Origin of the sequence: Vibrio sp. 779(2023) (assembly GCF_033344285.1) — a bacterium.
Classification (GTDB): Bacteria; Pseudomonadota; Gammaproteobacteria; order Enterobacterales; family Vibrionaceae; genus Vibrio; species Vibrio alginolyticus.
The window spans coordinates 73,755-91,727 of sequence record NZ_JAWPOM010000004.1 but is presented as its reverse complement, the minus strand read 5'-3'; the positions used below and the strand labels follow the sequence as shown (position 1 = coordinate 91,727).

The following is a 17,973-nucleotide window of genomic DNA, read 5'->3' as shown; positions in this document are numbered from 1 at the left end:
TTTTTGGTGTTATACGTATGGTTTGATGAAAGGTAGTTGGCCGATTTGGTTTTATGGTTATCAACTCCCAAGCAACCTCAAGATGATACATTTGCCTTTTATAAATACATCATCTTGAAGTGACTTGGGTTTTTACAGCTTAGCAGACTAAAAGGGAAGAAATGTGATAACTCGTTGAAAATGGGTGGTTATAAAGCGTAGATTGCACCAAATTTGGTTTGTTTGCTCGCTTTTTGTACGAATTCTAGCTCCAGTTAAGCTGGTTTGTTCCACGTTTTTTAGCGTCCGCAAGCATCTTGCCAAGACGATCGAGCACATACTCTGGCGTATCGGACTCTTTGAAAGACGTCGATACAGCAGCTAAGGTAATCATGATATTTTGCTCACGGAACTTAAAGGGTAATTGGCTAATATCACGCTGGATATGCTTAATCAGATCCAGTGTGTATTCTTCAGATTGTTCCGGGACAAGTAGAATAAACTCCTCGCCACCAAAGCGAGCCACTGTTTCCGTTTCTGATACGCGTTTATTAATAGTACGAGCGATGATCTTCAGCGCTTTATCGCCAGCCGTATAACCATAGCTATCATTCACCGCTTTGAAGTTGTCTACATCAAACAGCACAACACGAAGGTTTTGTTGAGAGCGAATCCAACGGCGATACTCTAGCTCTAGTCGATCGTTAAATGCAGTGCGGTTATAAACTTTAGTCAGCGGGTCGAGCAACATACGCTGAGCTTGGTCATCTAAGCGTCGACGATAATCTTGCGTAGTTTCAAATACCGCTTCGAGTTGGTTCTTACTGTAACTTAACCGCTCTTGCAGCGCTTGCTCTCGCTCTTCCGTCATTTTCAGTCGCTCTGTCAGCGACGCCATTTTTTCGAGAAGAGGCGTGATTTCTTTTTTCACAACCGCGATATCTTGAGCTTGATTAAGTGACTTTTGGCTTAATTCAACCAAGCTGTTCATTTCTGTGTTGAGCTCTTGGCGGTGTTCAAAGTAGGTATGATGCTGGTCGACGTTCTGATGAACGGTTTTTAGGTTACTTGCGAGAGAAGTGTTCAGCTGATCAAGGAATTGGCTAGACGCCTCGCGCTCGAACTTTGTTGCTTCGACAACCAATTTCAGCGTTGAGAGCGTAAGCTCAATGAGAGACTCGGCACTCACGCCAAGGAGCAACTTAGCGCGAATATCCAGCAATCTGTCGCCTGATTCTCCTTCGAAATCCAGCTCTGTAATAGTATGTTGGAGGTCGCTGGCTAAGCACTCAAGCTGAGATCTGTCGGGATTGTTTTCAAATTCACTAAGATGTAGACGTGAATTAGACGTGATGATTTTCAGAGCGCGTTCGTAAATACTCAGTAGCTTAGTGGCTTGATCAGCTTTATTGCTGGCGTGAACTTCAGAGAAACTCATCAGGTTCCGTAGTTCACGTTTTAACTGCGCAGGTAAGCCAGTGACACGTTGCAGTGTTTCACCACTGTGCTTGATTTGTTCGTCAAGGTAACCGTTCTGTTTATCCATCGTCTTCGACTGCTGTTTGAGCATCCTCTCTAATACCGCTAAACGCGGGATAAGAGTGCTGATATCTTTTTGATGTTGCAGCTCTTGTTGGATTTCAAATAGGTAGTTGGATACCTGAGTATTCGAACCCTGGCAAGCTGAAGACAATGATGCCACAACGCGTTTAAGAACTTGTTGTTCACGTTTGAATTTGAGTGAAGTATCACGATGAGTCAGTCTGAGTTGGTCAAGTTGACAACTCAGCTGATGCAGCTGCGACTGAATATCGGATTCCAAGATTCCCATGAAGTGACTACGGTTAAGTCCATGTACTACTGACAATTATCTGATAATAACAAAAAACTTTATAGCGTCATTAGTTATTACGTTCAACAGGCGTTTAATTATCCATTTTTTAATATTTTCTTGATGTCGTCCTCATTCTTGTAGGACGAATGGATCTTGATCAGGCCTTGGCTAATGGCATGTTGACAGGCAGTTCTTATGTTACCTGTTGCAAAGCTAGCAGCAGGCGCATTATCGATGGCTTTTAAGAACACCCAGTGGCTTTGCTTATCCTTCAAGCTGACTTCTCGAGCGATGTGAGTAGCAAGCAATAACAGATCGAGTAATTCCTCATCGTTAATTGCAGTGTAGGCTCGGGGTAAGAACGGATAATCGCTGATGCCCATACGAATAATACGATTGACGTTGTGCTGCTGTGCGAACTCATCCACCCAAGTCTGGAATTTTTCGAACATGACTTCGGCAGAAGCATCACGGTCAGCGTTCGGTTCTATGTAGAGTAAGTTCGCATCTGAGAAATGGTAAAGACGCGACGGTTTTTCTATTTTTTCCGCAAGGAAGTCGCCAAATGCCCGTTCTAGTTCTAGACCTGCCTTATAGCCGTTATGGACGTACATGCTTCGTAAGAATGGCAAATCGATCATAACAAAGCGTAGGCGATCATTAAGTGGTTCGTGGATCAATTCACCCATTTGCCATTGCTCGAAAGTTTCGCTCGACTTTTTCAATGAGCGAGAAAGCTTAACATTCAGCATACGCAAGTTACGTAAACGAGAGCGAGAGTGGGTGAAGAGGTCGTTACGCAGTTTTTCGATTTCACTTGCTTGGCGCTGCATAATGACACCGCGGCGCATAATGAACAAAAACATGACCAATACAGTAATAAACAATGCAAATGAGATTTTCTGGAATTTACGATGCTCTCTTTCCACTTGCTCTAAGCGTTCTGATTGACCGATGTAATGGATGGTTTGTTCGGCAAATTCTTTTTGCTGACGGAACGCATCTTCACTGATTTGGTTAAGCTGCTTTTGTTCTAGACGAACGAGGTTGGTGTATTTTTTATAAGCTTGCAGAGAAAGTTTGTATTCGCCTGCCTGCTCGTAACCCAACCCAAGTAAACGGTATGACTGCTGCTTAATGAAGTTGTTATTTTCAGGTGACTTTTCAGCAAGCGCTAACGCCAGCTTTGCATTAGTAATGACGTCTTTACTGTCATTTTGATGATAAGCCAGACCTGACTGAAGCAGGGCAGCCTTTGCTTCAAGCTTAGGAATATTGGTGTATTCTAAAAGCTCTTTAGAGCGGTCTAAGTACTGCTCTGCTAGCGCGTAGTTATAGAGTTGTAGGTAGGTAGCCGCCAAGCTTAAGCGAATTTTAATGATTCTATTGATGTTCTTACTGGTACTTTCATGGTCAAGCACGTTGAAGTAATGCACTAACGCAAGGTTAAACTTACCCTGATAAAAGTAGATGTCGCCCATTTGCTCTAGGACGTCCGCTAGGATCGGAGAGCTAGGGTAAGAGTCATAAAAATCTGCGGCTTGAGATAAGTATTCGATCGCTTTGTCGTACACTCGTCGCTCCTGGAAGAGCCTAGCCAAAAGGCGATTCACTTTTGCTAACCTTGCACCACTGTTACTTTCAATAGATTGCCAATAACCGTATAGCAGCTCTGACAAAGCCAAATTGTATTTCTTGCTATTGAGGTAAAACTCGCCGACGGCTGTGTAGTAGTCGATCAAGGCTAACTCAGAGCGGCTATCGTCAAGCATGGTCTTTGCTTCAGAGTACAAGTTTTCCGCTTTAATGATATCGCCACTATGTGAAGCGAGGAGTGCTCTTTGCATCACTAGTCGGTAGCGAACACTGTCGGTGCGTTGTAATACGGCATCGGCTTCATCGAGCTGTTGTTCAATTTGGTTAAGCGTGTCTTCCGCTTTTGAGTAGTTTTCGTCGTACATCCAAATCATTTGGTTGCGCATCAGCTGGAGATCTAAGTCCATGTACGGCAATTGATATTCTTGCGCTAAGCGTTCCGCTTTATTTAGGTGCTCGATAGCCGAACGAACATTACCCATGGCGTAATCTGCCTGAGCGATAATCTTGTGCGCTTCGATGGTGCTGCTTGGTGTGCGAACGCTACGATCTGTTTCGTCGCGAGACATGGCTGAAGGGCTGTCACTTTCTTTGCGTTCTGTTAGTTCACGCTGTGACAAATAGTTGGTTGCCGCTTGTTTTGCTTGTGATGGTTCTATTTCCGCCAATTGTTGTGCTTCGTTGAGTAACGCGGACGATAAAATGGTAGCATGAAGTGGCTGTACAAACAGCAAGCAAAGAAAGCCAATCAATTTGAATAGACGCGAACTGTCCCAAAACATCCTTTCGTTCCCTCGAACTGTTTTTAGATATGGCGATAACGGCGAAAAGCCTCAATTAGCCGTTTAAATGCGGGTTGAAGCCATTTGATATAGTAACATGCTTGGACAATAAAAACGTCCGGCAACCCTTTAGATTGCCGAACTTATTTCTGTTGCCTATGCGCTTACTGACGAGCCATACGGTGATTGCGAGCTGGCTTATCTTGTTCCGTTGAGCGGTAAGGGTTGATATCCAAGCCACCACGGCGCGTATAGCGGGCAAATACGGTCAGTTTGCTTGGTTGGCAGTATTTCATTAGATCCGTAAAAATACGCTCTACACACTGTTCGTGGAACTCATTGTGCTCGCGGAAAGACACTAAGTAACGTAACAGCTTCTCACGATCTATTTTTGCTCCTTGGTAGCGAATTTCTACACTGCCCCAGTCGGGTTGGTTAGTGATCAAACAGTTTGATTTCAATAGGTGGCTATGTAGCACCTCTTCAACTTGTATTTTACCTGCCGCACCTTCAAGAAAATCGGCATCAAAATCGTAACTGGTGATGTCAATGTCTTGGTCATCAATACATTCACCGTCCATTGTCACAATAGGTTGATTGGTATAGTGGGTCACTGGATTCACCTCAACCAGCACCTTTTCACCTGCGCATTCAGACAGGTCTTGTGTTAAACGCTCAGTCACTTCTTCCCAGCTTGCAAAGCGGGTTTGGTTGTAGCTGTTTAAGTACAGTTTGAAAGACTTCGATTCAATCAAGTTTGCACTGGTGGCTGGAATGTATACTTCGCCAACGGCCACTTGTGGTAAACCTTTACTATTTAACCAAGACAGTTCATACAGCGTCCAAATGTCGTGCCCCATGAAAGGCAGAGTATCGCCTAACTGGAGGTCATCTCGGTTCAGGCTGCGAGGGACTGGTTGCAGCAAGCTTGGGTCATACTGGTTCGCATACTCGGTCGTTTTACCTAGTGTTAGGCCAGCAAGCTCTTTAGCGTCAGAATATTTGCTCATACTTTGTGGTCGTTTTCGATTAGAATGGCGAGAATTTTACTGAATCCGCTGGTCAATTGCCATCCGGCAAGTACGGCTATCTGATAAATAAGGAATGAGGAGACCTTCATGACCCAAAACGTTACTCAGGCGCTACAAGAGTTCAGCCTGCGCTACCAACAAGCTTGGCAAGCTAAGCACAATGAGTTGCCAAGCAGTGAAGAGCTTGCAGAGCTTGTTTCTCCTTGTGTCGAAGAGAAGCGTGATGGAAAGGTGCTTTGGAAAGCGGTCGCACGTGATGAAATGGCCGATTTCACCAATGTGGAAAATGCGATTGAGTTGTCACTGCAAGATGATGTTAAAGCCTTTTATGGTTCTCAATACTGCGCTGATATGGAGGCAACTTGGCAAGGTAATTCGTTGACGCTGCTGCAAGTGTGGAGCGATGACGATTTCGTGCGTCTACAAGAAAATATTCTTGGTCATTTGGTGACGCAGCGCCGCTTGAAACTTAAACCAACAGTATTTATCGCAGCGACAGATGAGGAAATGGATGTGATTTCTATTTGTAACCTCACTGGCAATGTGATTCTAGAGCGTTTGGGCACCTCTAAACGTGATGTATTGGCAGATTCATTGGTTGAGTTCTTGAATAAGTTAGAGGCTGCCGTCTAAGTATGTATGTTGTTGAGTTGCAGTTTGAGTGTTTTGATAACACCACCGTCAGCGCGGTAGACAAAGCCATTAATGGCTTGATGGATGCTCTGCGTTACAACGGCCAAGTATTAGGTCGTGAATTTCCGATAGTGATGGGAGAAGGTGAATTTTTCGTTCGTGTTGTTTGCCCAGAACAAGACAGCTTGCATCCACGTTATCACTCAGATTTCGTCAAAGTGTGCATGAACCGTTTGTCGGATGCGTCTTTGCTTGCACCGAAAATGCGTATGCTGGGGCGTGATTTGAATTCAGAACAAGCAGCCGAAGAAGAGACACCTAGCTGGCAAGTGTTGTACACGACTTATGTTCATACGTGTTCGCCTTTGCGAAGTGGTGAAACCCTGTTGCCAATTCCTTTGTATCGTAATGAGCCAACACTTAATGGAGACCATAAAGCCGTCATTAAGTGGCAGACTGAGTGGCAAGCGTGTGATGAAATCCAAATGGCAGGGGGCTGCCGAGCGGAACATGCGGCGCTGCACGAAATTTGCGATGTGGATAGTGTGCTGTTTCGCCGAGGTTGGGACTTACGTGGCCGTATCGAATACATCACGAAGATCCCTACGTACTATTACCAGTATCGTGTCGGAGGTCAGTCGCTGGAGAGCGAGAAAGCGCGCAAGTGTCCAAAATGCGATGGCGAGTGGCTACTCGATGAGCCACTACATGACATATTTCATTTTAAGTGTGATGACTGCCGAATCGTTTCCAACATCTCTTGGGACCACCTTAAGTAGCGAATTGAAGTTACTTAAATGGGCGGATAGACAAATAGAAAGGGCTGATGTTTTCACATCAGCCCTTTTAGGTTTAGAACGTTTATGTTTAGAACGTTGTTTTCGGTCATGTTTTGAAAAGTGGGATTACCAACCTTTCACAACACCGCCTTTGAACAGCTCTTTTGCCGCTTCGTAAACTTCTTCCGTTTGGTAAGCTTTTACGAAGTTTTGTACGTTTTGCGCATTAACATTTTCTTCGCGAGCGACAATTAGGTTTACGTATGGTGAGTCTTTATCTTCAACGAACACGCCGTCACGCTCTGGCGATAGGTCGATAGAGCTTGCGTAAGTGGTGTTGATGATAGATAGCGTTACGTCATCCAGTGAACGTGGAAGCTGTGGGGCTTCTAGTTCAATGATTTCGATATTTTTAGGGTTGCCTACGATGTCACGTACTGTAGCGAGTAGACCAACGCCATCACGTAGCGTAATCAAACCTTGTTGCTCAAGAAGCAGTAGTGAGCGACCTAGGTTCGTTGGGTCGTTTGGTACTGCGATGCGTGCGCCATCTTGAATTTCATCAATTGATTTTACTTGCTTTGAGTAACCAGCAATAGGGTAAACGAATGAGTTACCCGCGATAGCCAGTTTGTAGCCGCGGTCTTTCACTTGTTGGTCTAGGTATGGTTTGTGCTGGAACGCATTCGCGTCTACTGAACCATCATCCAGAGCGGCGTTTGGTGTTACGTAATCGGTAAATGTTACTAGCTCAACGTCTAGGTTGTATTTCTCTTTTGCTACTTTAGCGGCAACTTCGGCTACTTGTGCTTCAGCACCAGCAATAACGCCAACTTTTACTTTGTTTACGTCTACTTCTTTGTCGCCGCAACCCGCTAGAGCAAGAGCAGAGGCGGCCGTTGCTACAGTCAAAAGACCTTTAAGGCTAAATTTCATCTTTATCTCCTTATAATTTGTATTTTTGATGCTTATCTGTGGTCTACACGGCGCACCACTGCGTCGCCGATAGACTGAATAATCTGTACTAGAACAATCAACATCACGACAGTCACGGCCATGATAGTTACATCGTAGCGGTGGAAACCGTAACGAATGGCTACGTCACCTAGGCCGCCGCCGCCTACCGTACCCGCCATAGCTGAGTAGCTAACGAGAGTGACCAAGGTAATCGTTACTGAGTTAACAATAGTCGGCATTGCTTCAGGTAGTAGAACTTTTGTGATGATCTGTGTTGGTGTCGCCCCCATTGACTGCGCTGCTTCCACCAAGCCTGTCGGTACTTCTAATAAAGCACCTTCAATAAGACGAGCGACAAAAGGAATGGCGCCAATAGTCAGTGGGACGATTGCTGCGGTTGTACCGATAAAGGTTCCAACTAGCATTTTTGTCACTGGAATAATCGCAACCATCAGTACGAGGAATGGTACAGAACGACCAATGTTAACGATAGCGCCTAAGCCGCTATTTAGTTTGGTGTTTTCAAGTAGGCCGCCTTTCTTAGTAATATGGAGGATTACGCCTAATGGAATACCCACAGCAAAGCCGACTAATCCGGCAACCGCAACCATGTAAAGCGTTTCCCACGTTGCACCTAAAAGTAGTTTGCTGTTTAAGCTCAGCCATTCAGAAATCGTATTAAAGGACATAACCAAGTACCTCTACTTTTACGTTGTGCTTACGCAGGTATTCAAGAGCTGCGTTGTCATCTTCTTCGTTACCAAATAGCTCTGCGACCATCATGCCGAATTTCACGCCACCAGCGTAATCAAGGTCGGAACTCAAAATACTCACATCAATATTGTATTTACGAGAAATTTGCGACATTAACGGTGCATCGACGGTTGCGCCAGTAAACTCTAAGCGAACCAACGGGTAGCTGCCATCAACACGCTCTGCTTGCAGACGAGCTTGGTAATCTTCAGGAATGGAAAGATCCAGCGTTGAGCGAATGAATTGGTGCGCTAGCTCTGTCTTAGGGTGCGCAAAAATATCGCCAACGGTGCCTTTTTCCACCAGCTCACCACCACCGATGATTGCTACTTCGTGACAGATACTTTTTACGACTTCCATTTCGTGAGTGATAAGTAAAATCGTGATGTTGAGTTTGCGGTTGATCTTTTTCAATAACTCAAGGATAGATTGAGTTGTTGCCGGGTCTAGCGCACTAGTGGCCTCATCACAAAGCAGCACGCTAGGATCGGATGCCAATGCACGAGCAATTGCCACACGCTGTTTTTGTCCGCCACTTAAGTTAGATGGGTAGCTCTCGTGTTTGTCGGCTAAGCCCACAAGCTTTAGCAACTCAGTTACTTTTGTTGTGATTTGCGATTTGTCTTTACCTGCCAGTTCTAGTGGCAGTGCTACATTATCAAACACAGTACGAGACGAAAGCAGGTTAAAGTGCTGGAAGATCATGCCAATGTTACGGCGTGTTTCGACTAGTTGTTTTTTACTGAGTTTGGTTAGATCCACACCATCAACGATGATGGAACCAGAGGTCGGTGCTTCTAGCATGTTGACACAGCGGATCAGCGTACTTTTACCAGCACCTGATGAACCGATAACACCAAAGATGGTGCCTTTGTCGATGTGTAGGTTAATGTCTTTCAGGGCAAGGATTTCCTTACTGCCTTGGTAGAACACTTTATTGACGTTTTTTATTTCTATCATGTTTCAACCTGCCCAAAGATACGGGGAACTTCGCTGTCAAAAACGGCCTTTGACAGAACTTAATGTTGAGCTTTATCTCAATTTTCAGTTGATGCTATGGGTTAAGCAGAATGAAGTCAATAGATATTTTTACGTCTAGACGTCTAAATGTATGGATGTTCTGTTTTGAAACGAAGATGTATAGATAACAAGCAGGAGGTAGACGGCAGGGCACCCTCAGATTTACCGATTCTTGCCCAACAAATCAACCGTTTTGTCGAGGCCAAGAATGAATTAGATAGTGTTGAAGTTTATAAGGTATGTAATAATCTGATTAAACCGAGTTAATAGAGAAATACGTTTTGGCAAAACCTGCTGTTTTTATCGATCGTGATGGCGTGATAAACGTTGACCACGGCTACGTTCATGACGAACATGATTTTGAGTACATTGATGGTGTATTTGAAGCGACGAAAGCGCTAAAAGATAAAGGCTACCTTCTAGTGTTAGTGACGAATCAATCGGGCATCGCACGCGGTAAATTCAGTGAAGACCGTTTCTTGTCTCTGACTCAATGGATGGATTGGAACTTTGCTGATAAAGGTGTTGAGTTCGATGGTATCTATTACTGTCCACATCATCCAGAACATGGCATTGGCGAGTACAAGCAAGATTGTGAGTGCCGTAAGCCAAAACCAGGCATGTTCATTTCTGCGCGTGACTTCTTGAAGATCGACATGGAGAAATCTGTGATGATCGGCGATAAAGCTGAAGACATGATGGCAGCAGAAGCGGCAGGCGTTGGCACTAAGATTTTGGTTCGCACTGGTAAGCCAGTAACGGAACAGGGCGAAGCCATTGCAACGGTAGTATTAGATAGCATTGCAGATGTGCCTGCGTACTTAAACAAGTAATCTTCATTACTGACTGAGATAAGGGAAGCCACTGCTTCCCTTTTGTTTGATTCCTTCTTTTAATCTGAACACTTATGAGCAAAAAACTCACCATTCTTGATATCGCAAAATTGGCAGGCGTGGGCAAATCAACAGTAAGCCGTGTGCTTACTAACGATCCCAAGGTAAAACCGCAAACGCGTGAGAAGGTAGAGCAAATCATTCGTGAATCAGGCTACGTCCCATCAAAGTCGGCGCAGTCGATGCGTGGTGGCAGCCAAAAAGTCATTGGGGTTATCATCTCCCGTTTAGACTCACCATCAGAAAATCGCGCCGTTGGTACCATGCTCAATGCTTTGTATTCCGCTGGTTATGATGCGGTGATCATGGAGAGCCAATTCGATCGCGATAAAACCAATGAGCATTTGGATGTGCTTAAACGTCGCAACGTCGATGGGGTGATCGTGTTTGGCTTTACTGGATGTGATGAGCGAGCATTGGCAGAGTGGGGTAATCGTATCGTTGTGATCGCGATGGACACGCAAATGGTTTCTTCGATCAACTACGACAACCAAGGTGTGATAGACATGGCTTTGTCTCATCTTGAGCAGCAATCTTTATCTCACATTGCTTATATTGGTGTTGATCCTGAAGACAAAACCACTGGCTTAGCTCGTTTAAATGCTTATAAAGCTTGGTGTCAACGCAAGCAAATTACACCTTGTTTCCAAACGGGTAAGTTGAGCCATGAAAGTGCTTATCAGTTGGTAGACAAAGTCCTTCAATCTGACACTCAGGCCATCGTGTGCGCCAGTGACACTATCGCGTTGGGCGTGATTAAGCGTCTTCAAGAGTTAGGCCGTGAAGATGTGGTTGTGACAGGTGTTGGTGGTAATGAATTGCTCTCTTTCCTTTTCCCTAAAGTATTTAGTGTCGACCCAGGTTATAGCCTTGCAGGTGAGAAGTCCGCTAACATGCTGATCAATCAATTAAATGGCGATGAGGAAGTGGTTCACTTTACTCAACAGCCTATCGTTTATTGACCCACACTAAAACGATCTGCTCTAAAATTATACTGTGATCACTCTCAATTAATGGGACTGTTCCCATTTTGTTTTTTGCCTTCGGATGGCAATATTAAAATTAAGAAATGGGAATGTTCCCATTTATAAAAACAAAATGATGAATCGAATGTATCCAATACAGGGTGGACAAAGTTATGAGTAAGATTGCGCGTAAAGACGTGGAGCGTCTTATTGAGCTGGTCGGGGGGCCGGACAATATTGCCAGTGTAAGTCACTGTTTAACTCGCTTGCGTTTTGTTCTAAATGATACGGACAAAGCAGATACGAAACAGTTAGAAGCATTACCGATGGTGAAGGGCTGTTTTACCAACGCAGGCCAGTTCCAAGTGGTTATCGGTACTGAAGTGGATGAAGTTTACAAGGTACTGATCGGACTGACGGGTAAAAGTGAAGCCAGCAAAGACGAAGCGAAGAACGCTGCTCGTCAAAACATGAATATCGTTGAGCGTGGTATTTCCCACCTTGCAGAAATCTTTGTACCACTGCTACCTGCGATCATTACCGGTGGTCTGATTCTTGGCTTCCGTAACGTGATTGGCGACATCAAGATGTTTGATGGTCAAACGCTAACGGAAATCAGCCAGTTTTGGGCAACGGTACACTCTTTCCTATGGCTAATTGGTGAAGCAATCTTCTTCTTCCTACCAGTTGGCGTGTGTTGGTCGACAGTGAAAAAACTCGGCGGTACTCCGGTTTTGGGTATCACGCTTGGTGTCACGCTGGTTTCGCCACAGTTAATGAACGCCTACCTAATTGGTAAGCAAGTGCCTGAAGTATGGGACTTTGGCTTATTTGCCATCGAGAAAGTGGGCTACCAAGCGCAAGTGATTCCGGCAATGCTCGCTGGTATGGCACTGGCGTTTATTGAAACCAACTTAAAACGCATCATTCCGTCTTACCTTTACCTAGTGGTTGTGCCGTTTGTCTCTATCATCGTGTCTGTGATTCTTGCGCACTCTATCATTGGTCCATTCGGTCGTATGTTGGGTGACGGCGTTGCTTTCGCAGCAAAAGCAGCCATGACGGGTGACTTCGCTATGATTGGCTCAACCATCTTCGGCTTCCTATACGCGCCATTGGTCATTACTGGTATTCACCACACTACCAACGCGGTAGACCTTCAACTGATGCAAGAGCTAGGCGGCACGCCAATTTGGCCTCTGATTGCGCTTTCAAATATTGCTCAAGCGTCTGCGGTCGTCGGCATCATTATCATCAGTAAAAAACATGGCGAGCGTGATATCTCAGTACCTGCGGCTATCTCTGCTTACCTTGGTGTGACCGAGCCGGCGATGTACGGCATCAACTTGAAATACAAGTTCCCAATGCTGAGCGCGATGATCGGTAGTGCGTGTGCTGCTGCTATTTGTGGTAGTGCGGGCGTAATGGCGAACGGTATCGGTGTGGGCGGTTTGCCGGGCATCTTGTCTATCCAACCGCAGTTCTGGGGCATTTTTGCTTTGGCTATGTTAGTCGCAATGCTAGTACCTGCTGCATTAACGTTAATTCTTTATAAGCGTGCACAAGCCAAAGGTGAGCTTGAGCCTGCAAACGCGTAATTCTATTTGAGGCAGTGACTTGGCTGCCTCCTCCTATTTTTCTTTTCAAATTTTAAGTTTCCGATTACTGGTAAGTGAGTGTTAGAAATGGCTATGACCAAGCATGATGAGAGCTGGTGGAAAACCGCAACCATCTATCAAATTTACCCAAAAAGCTTTTGTGACAGTGGCAGTAAAGGCACGGGCGACATCAAAGGGATCATTTCTAAGCTGGATTATCTTAAGCATCTTGGTGTGGATGCGATTTGGCTGACGCCGGTTTACCAATCGCCAATGATCGACAACGGTTATGACATCTCCGATTACTACTCGATCAATCCACAGTTCGGCACTATGGAAGATTTCGATACTTTGCTAGCAGAAGCGCATCAGTTGGGCATTCGTATCATCATGGACATTGTAGTGAACCACACGTCGACAGAACACAAGTGGTTCCAATCCGCACTGGGTGATAAAAACAGCCCATACCGTGATTACTACATCTGGAAAGATCCGGTAGATGGTGCTGAACCAAACAACTGGCAATCAAAGTTTGGTGGCAACGCTTGGGCGCTGGATGAAAAAACAGGCCAGTACTATTTGCACCTTTTTGCTAAAGAGCAAGCGGACTTAAACTGGGAAAACCCAGTAGTGCGTGAAGAAGTGAAAGAAGTCATCAGCTTCTGGGCAGAAAAAGGAGTGGATGGTTTCCGTCTCGACGTTATCAACCTGATTTCCAAGCAGCAAGATTTTCCAAGTGACGATATTGGTGATGGTCGTCGTTTCTACACGGATGGTCCACGTGTGCACGAATACCTTCAAGAGATTAGCGAATCTGTGTTTCAAAAATACGGCAGCGTGACGGTGGGTGAAATGTCTTCCACCACGCTAGAGCACTGCCAGCAATATTCTTCGCTAGACGGCAAAGAGCTATCCATGGTGTTCAACTTCCATCATCTGAAAGTCGATTATCCAAATGGTGAAAAATGGACCAAAGCGCCGTTTGATTTCATTCAGTTAAAACAGATCTTCAATCATTGGCAAACCGGCTTAAATGGCAAAGGGTGGGGGGCGTTGTTCTGGTGTAACCACGACCAGCCACGCGTTGTCAGCCGATTAGGTAACGAAGAGCAATACCGTGTTGAATCTGCCAAGATGCTTGCGGCATCAGTGCACATGATGCAAGGCACACCTTATGTTTACCAGGGGGAAGAGATCGGCATGACCAACCCGGGTTATACCGAAATCAGCCAATATCGTGATGTTGAAAGTACTAACATGTACGACATTATGGTCAACCGTGATGGTGTATCTCATGACGATATGATGGCGATCTTGGCACAGAAGTCGCGTGATAATTCACGTACACCAATGCAATGGAACAGTGCAAAACACGCGGGCTTTACTGAGGGAACGCCGTGGCTTGAAGTGGCGCAGAATTACTCTGAAATCAATGCTGAAGCTGCGGTTGCCGATTTGAACTCGGTGTTCTACTTTTACAAGCGTCTGATTGAACTGCGTAAACAGGTTCCAGTCATCACCGATGGCCGTTATGAAGATTTACTGCCAGAGCACAAACGTATTTTCGCTTACGCTCGTCAGAACGATAAGCAAACGCTGCTGTGTATCAATAACTACTATGCTGAAGAGGTGGAATGCGTTCTGCCAGAACGTTTTGATATGAGTAAAGCGAAAAACTTGCTATCTAACTATCAAAACTCAGCGAGCGCAGTCGCGTCAAACCATCAAGTGTTACGACCTTACGAAACTCGTATTTTATTGATAGAAGAATAAACTCGGGTGTCATCACCCCTAAGATTGATGTTCGAGATGAAGGCTTTGGTGTGCTCCCCAAAGCCTTCTTTTATTGAGATATCTATAAAAAATGCAAGCTTATTTTGTTTCAATCGCTGTTAGCTGCACTTTCTCTTCGTTGATTTGTACTTGTTGTACTTTCAGCAGTTCAATTTGTTCTATCAGACCTAAGCTCGGATTAAACCAACGTTCTGCCGAAGTGGCGAACTCCATTGAGTCCATATCATCACAGTTTAGGTTGTAGATGTTCTCTTCCATCAGGTATGCCGCTTCAATTTTCTTGCCTGAGATCGAGAACGCTTTACGCACGCCAGTTTCTCGGATTTGCTGTTGCCAAACCACTTGGCAAGATGCTGTCATAGGAAGGTTTTGTACCCACTCATGCTCTTCAAAACGGTCTAGTAGGTTGTGAACTGAGTAGCCTGTAAGAGTGGTTTGCAGAGACATAGTTTCTTCACCGATGTCAATATTCGGGCTTTTCTCTTTTACGTCGTCACCGTTTAGGCGGAAAATCGGACCGCTGTGCATAAGCATGGCAATAAACTGATGACCAATGAAATAAGCGTCAGTGATTTCATGGAGTGCACCATCTGATCCTGCAAAGTAAAGCGTATTGCTCTCTTCGTCGTCGTTGTACTGCTCGTCTGAATAGTAGAACTGTTCGGCGCCGTAGTTCATCAAGTCATTAACCAACTGGACCATTGCCTCGCTGTTTGGGATTTGTGCCAATGCTGCCAATATTTGCTCGCTATCCATCGCTTGGAAGCTCAGTTTCATGTCGCCCTCTGGTTGGCCATCCAAGCTAAACGAATAGCTCAATTGTGTGTTTGGTACAGGAGCGAAAATGGAGTTGTGAATCGAGACGTCGAAACTTTCTTGAGGCACTTTGTTTGGATTCGCACTGCCAGAAGACGAACCTCCGCCACAGCCGTAAAGAGCCAGAGTTGCTGCTGCGATAAGCGTCATTTTGTTTAGCATGGTTTACATTCCTGATTGATAAGGCCGCTTCATGTTGGGCCGTTGCTTGAATGCGAGCATGCTAAGTTCAGCGAGAGAAAAAGGGCAAAAAACAAAAGATAACAGGGGTTAATGAAAGCTTAATTTTATATTTAGGTCTTTGTTTTATTTGGATTTATTTCGTTGGCTACATTAGTGCAATACTCGTTAATGAGCGCTTTCCATCGGCTTATGATTTCTTGATCGGTCACACTAACATGCAACGTTTTCCACGGTTGGAGGCAAGTCTCTTTGGATTCAGATTGAGAAAGACGCTCAAACAAGGTTTCGGAAGGTAAAACGCGCAGCAGCGCCACCAGTGATTCCATGTAGTTGAGACGGAACTGTTCAAGTTTGTTCTGCTTGTAAGCAATGTGAGACACAAAGGTATAAATCAGTGCGTTTTGGATGCGTGAGTCGCCATCTGGTGTCGTTAACAGAGCTTTTGCCCTGTCTAAGTTACCTAATTTGAAATGCAATAGACCTAACCAGAGGCTCAGCTCATCTGGCAAAACATCAAACGACGATTGTACTTGAGTTAAATACGCTTCCAGCTTTTGATGTTCGTGCTCGTATAAGGCGAGATGTCTTGCCGTTGTTATAGCCGCAAACTCATCAGATTGTCGGAGAGGTTGGCTAGAAAAGGCATTCTCGAATAACATTTTTTTGTGAATATCCGAAAGCTGCCACGTACTTGCCGAAGGTGCAGGCAGATTGAAGTATTGCGCGACATCCGAGTGCATTTGGAAAATATCCGATTGTAAGTCAGATAAACGCAGTGTGTACTCATTGCGAAACGCTAGCTTGCCCGTCGCAGGATAAATAAGGTTCATCTGCGCTTTCAAGATGCCCTGTTTTGTGCCGTCTTTTAACTCGATATTGAGCTCGTAGTCGCTGGTCTGCATGTTTCGTGCGCCAGGGAAATATGGCGCATGACCGATAGGATCAAGAAAGTAACTGGGAGCATCTTGGTTGGCGATGTCGGTGTATGGATATTCGACCTGTTGTTGCAGCAAGATGGCTTTGACCAGTATGCGGTATTTTCGCGCCTGAGAGCCGATTGAATCGACACGGTTGAGTAGTAGCTCGACTTTGGGAATCAGTAGTTGATGACGTGTTTGTTGTGTTGAGATTTCTTGGCGTTGCCATAACAAGCTTGCGAGCGTCACGCTACAAACTGCAAGTATGGCACACAAGCTATAAGCAAAAATCAGCTTGAAGTTCTTATTCCTCGCAACCTGAGTTGGGATAACGCGTCGATGGCTTTTCGCTGGTGGCACCAAACGAATATTGGCAGGGTTAAGAAAGTAGCCTTTGCGGGGGTAAGTGACTAAAAGCTTAGCGGCATCGTATTCGGGTAAGTACTGCTGTAGCAGGGCACGTAAGGTGCTAATGCGGTTCGTGAGCACATTCTTAGAGATGAACTTGCTCTGCCAAATGGTTTCGATAATGGTATCGGCAGAGAGCGGATGTCCCACGCTTGTTAGCAGCAGTTCTAATAATTCAATGGTGCGAGGTTCAAGATCAATCGCGATAGCATCTTGATGAAGGGTCTGTGTCTTCGGGTTATAGATCAGCTCTCCAATCGCAATACAACTGTGAGTCTGTTTAGCTTGTTGCAGAAAGTCGCGCATACCGTACCGATCTATTTGGAAATCGCGAAGTATTATATAGCGATTGGAGCGCGAAATCTTATAAATCGCGCTTCAATCATTATCAAAAATTTATGAACCGTAGGTCACGGAATAGCGGTGCGGTTTGTGGTTCATCGCTAACACGAGATTGAGTGCAAACGCCCCCAAAATTGAAAGGCCAATCACTTCTGGTGTGACAAAGAAGAATGAAGCAAACAGGATACATGCATCGATTGCCATTTGGCTTTTGCCAACTGAAATGCCAAATTTGTCTTGGATAAACAAACACAGCACGTTAAAGCCACCCAAGCTGGAGCGATGTCGGAATAGGATCAGCATACCGAGCCCCATTAAAAGCCCGCCTGCGACGGCGCAATAAACTTCATTTACCGATTCGAGCGAGATTAGCAAATAAAGATGATCGGCAAAGATAGAAACCAACGCGCCAGAAATGGCACTATTAATGGCGAAATGACGGCCGAAGCGTTTCCATGCTAGTAAGTAAAAAGGACTGTTTGCTAAAAAGTACAGCACACCAAAGGTAAAAGGTGTAAATTGGCTAATAAGCAGAGCCAATCCAGTCGTGCCTCCCGTTAGAAGGTTAGCGGATTGGAGAAAGAAAACGCCTTGAGCTACTAAAAAGGTACCCGTGAGAATCGCTATCCAGTCTTCTTTTAATGAGTGTTTTTCCATCAATGTTGCAGTCATTAGTGATAAATAAGGCGTGCA

Annotated in this window: 15 protein-coding genes; 6 read left to right on the top strand and 9 right to left on the bottom strand. The window is 45.1% G+C overall.

Going from position 1 to position 17,973, the window contains the following annotated elements; genetic code table 11:
• Positions 1-244: 244 nt before the first annotated feature.
• The 3 genes from R8O70_RS07545 to queF all read right to left on the bottom strand — a co-directional run bounded on the left by R8O70_RS07545 (position 245) and on the right by queF (position 5,201).
• Positions 245-1,810: a sensor domain-containing diguanylate cyclase gene (locus R8O70_RS07545; protein WP_005381978.1), complete on the bottom strand. Its 1,566-nt coding sequence runs from the start codon at positions 1,808-1,810 to the stop codon at positions 245-247.
• A gap of 98 nt (positions 1,811-1,908) precedes the next feature.
• Positions 1,909-4,191, bottom strand: coding sequence for a tetratricopeptide repeat protein (locus tag R8O70_RS07540; RefSeq protein ID WP_017635678.1), 2,283 nt, complete (start codon positions 4,189-4,191; stop codon positions 1,909-1,911).
• 164 nt (positions 4,192-4,355) lie between these two features.
• On the bottom strand, positions 4,356-5,201 hold the full coding sequence (queF, locus tag R8O70_RS07535; RefSeq protein WP_258623761.1) for an NADPH-dependent 7-cyano-7-deazaguanine reductase QueF: 846 nt from the start codon (positions 5,199-5,201) through the stop codon (positions 4,356-4,358).
• Between the two features lie 108 nt (positions 5,202-5,309).
• Here queF and syd point away from each other — a divergent pair, with 108 nt between their 5' ends.
• Positions 5,310-5,855 carry a SecY-interacting protein gene (gene syd, locus R8O70_RS07530; protein WP_005381970.1) on the top strand — a complete coding sequence of 182 codons (546 nt, stop codon included), beginning with the start codon at positions 5,310-5,312 and terminating at the stop codon, positions 5,853-5,855.
• 2 nt (positions 5,856-5,857) lie between these two features.
• The gene (locus R8O70_RS07525) at positions 5,858-6,634 is read left to right on the top strand and encodes a Zn-ribbon-containing protein (protein ID WP_005383605.1); all 777 of its coding nucleotides are present in this window, start codon (positions 5,858-5,860) and stop codon (positions 6,632-6,634) included.
• A gap of 126 nt (positions 6,635-6,760) precedes the next feature.
• Here the strand turns inward: R8O70_RS07525 and R8O70_RS07520 are convergent, their stop codons facing one another.
• Genes R8O70_RS07520 through metN form a run of 3 tightly spaced genes read right to left on the bottom strand, consistent with a single transcriptional unit; the run spans position 6,761 to position 9,304 of the window.
• The gene (locus R8O70_RS07520; RefSeq protein ID WP_005381966.1) at positions 6,761-7,570 is read right to left on the bottom strand and encodes a MetQ/NlpA family lipoprotein; all 810 of its coding nucleotides are present in this window, start codon (positions 7,568-7,570) and stop codon (positions 6,761-6,763) included.
• A 32-nt stretch (positions 7,571-7,602) separates the two neighbouring features.
• Positions 7,603-8,280 carry a methionine ABC transporter permease gene (locus tag R8O70_RS07515; protein ID WP_005383604.1) on the bottom strand — a complete coding sequence of 226 codons (678 nt, stop codon included), beginning with the start codon at positions 8,278-8,280 and terminating at the stop codon, positions 7,603-7,605.
• Positions 8,270-9,304: a methionine ABC transporter ATP-binding protein MetN gene (metN, locus tag R8O70_RS07510; RefSeq protein ID WP_318184112.1), complete on the bottom strand. Its 1,035-nt coding sequence runs from the start codon at positions 9,302-9,304 to the stop codon at positions 8,270-8,272. Before metN ends, R8O70_RS07515 begins: the two co-directional genes overlap by 11 nt.
• A 341-nt stretch (positions 9,305-9,645) precedes the next feature.
• On the opposite strand from metN, the gene gmhB reads away from it, so the two are divergent.
• From gmhB to treC, 4 genes are all read left to right on the top strand, one after another.
• Positions 9,646-10,197, top strand: a complete 552-nt coding sequence (gene gmhB / locus R8O70_RS07505; RefSeq protein WP_054729997.1) for a D-glycero-beta-D-manno-heptose 1,7-bisphosphate 7-phosphatase — start codon at positions 9,646-9,648, stop codon at positions 10,195-10,197.
• A gap of 74 nt (positions 10,198-10,271) precedes the next feature.
• Entirely contained in the window at positions 10,272-11,219 is a 948-nt protein-coding gene (treR, locus tag R8O70_RS07500; RefSeq protein WP_318184111.1) for a trehalose operon repressor TreR, read from the top strand.
• A 176-nt stretch (positions 11,220-11,395) separates the two neighbouring features.
• Entirely contained in the window at positions 11,396-12,820 is a 1,425-nt protein-coding gene (treB, locus tag R8O70_RS07495; RefSeq protein ID WP_130545261.1) for a PTS trehalose transporter subunit IIBC, read from the top strand.
• Between the two features lie 87 nt (positions 12,821-12,907).
• Positions 12,908-14,593, top strand: a complete 1,686-nt coding sequence (gene treC, locus R8O70_RS07490; protein ID WP_213899802.1) for an alpha,alpha-phosphotrehalase — start codon at positions 12,908-12,910, stop codon at positions 14,591-14,593.
• Positions 14,594-14,692: 99 nt separating this feature from the next.
• Here the strand turns inward: treC and R8O70_RS07485 are convergent, their stop codons facing one another.
• From R8O70_RS07485 to R8O70_RS07475, 3 genes are all read right to left on the bottom strand, one after another.
• The gene (locus R8O70_RS07485; RefSeq protein ID WP_132937043.1) at positions 14,693-15,592 is read right to left on the bottom strand and encodes a hypothetical protein; all 900 of its coding nucleotides are present in this window, start codon (positions 15,590-15,592) and stop codon (positions 14,693-14,695) included.
• Between the two features lie 131 nt (positions 15,593-15,723).
• Positions 15,724-17,244: a winged helix-turn-helix domain-containing protein gene (locus R8O70_RS07480; protein ID WP_213970755.1), complete on the bottom strand. Its 1,521-nt coding sequence runs from the start codon at positions 17,242-17,244 to the stop codon at positions 15,724-15,726.
• 90 nt (positions 17,245-17,334) lie between these two features.
• Positions 17,335-17,937, bottom strand: a complete 603-nt coding sequence (locus R8O70_RS07475) for a YitT family protein (protein WP_017635671.1) — start codon at positions 17,935-17,937, stop codon at positions 17,335-17,337.
• Positions 17,938-17,973: the final 36 nt, after the last annotated feature.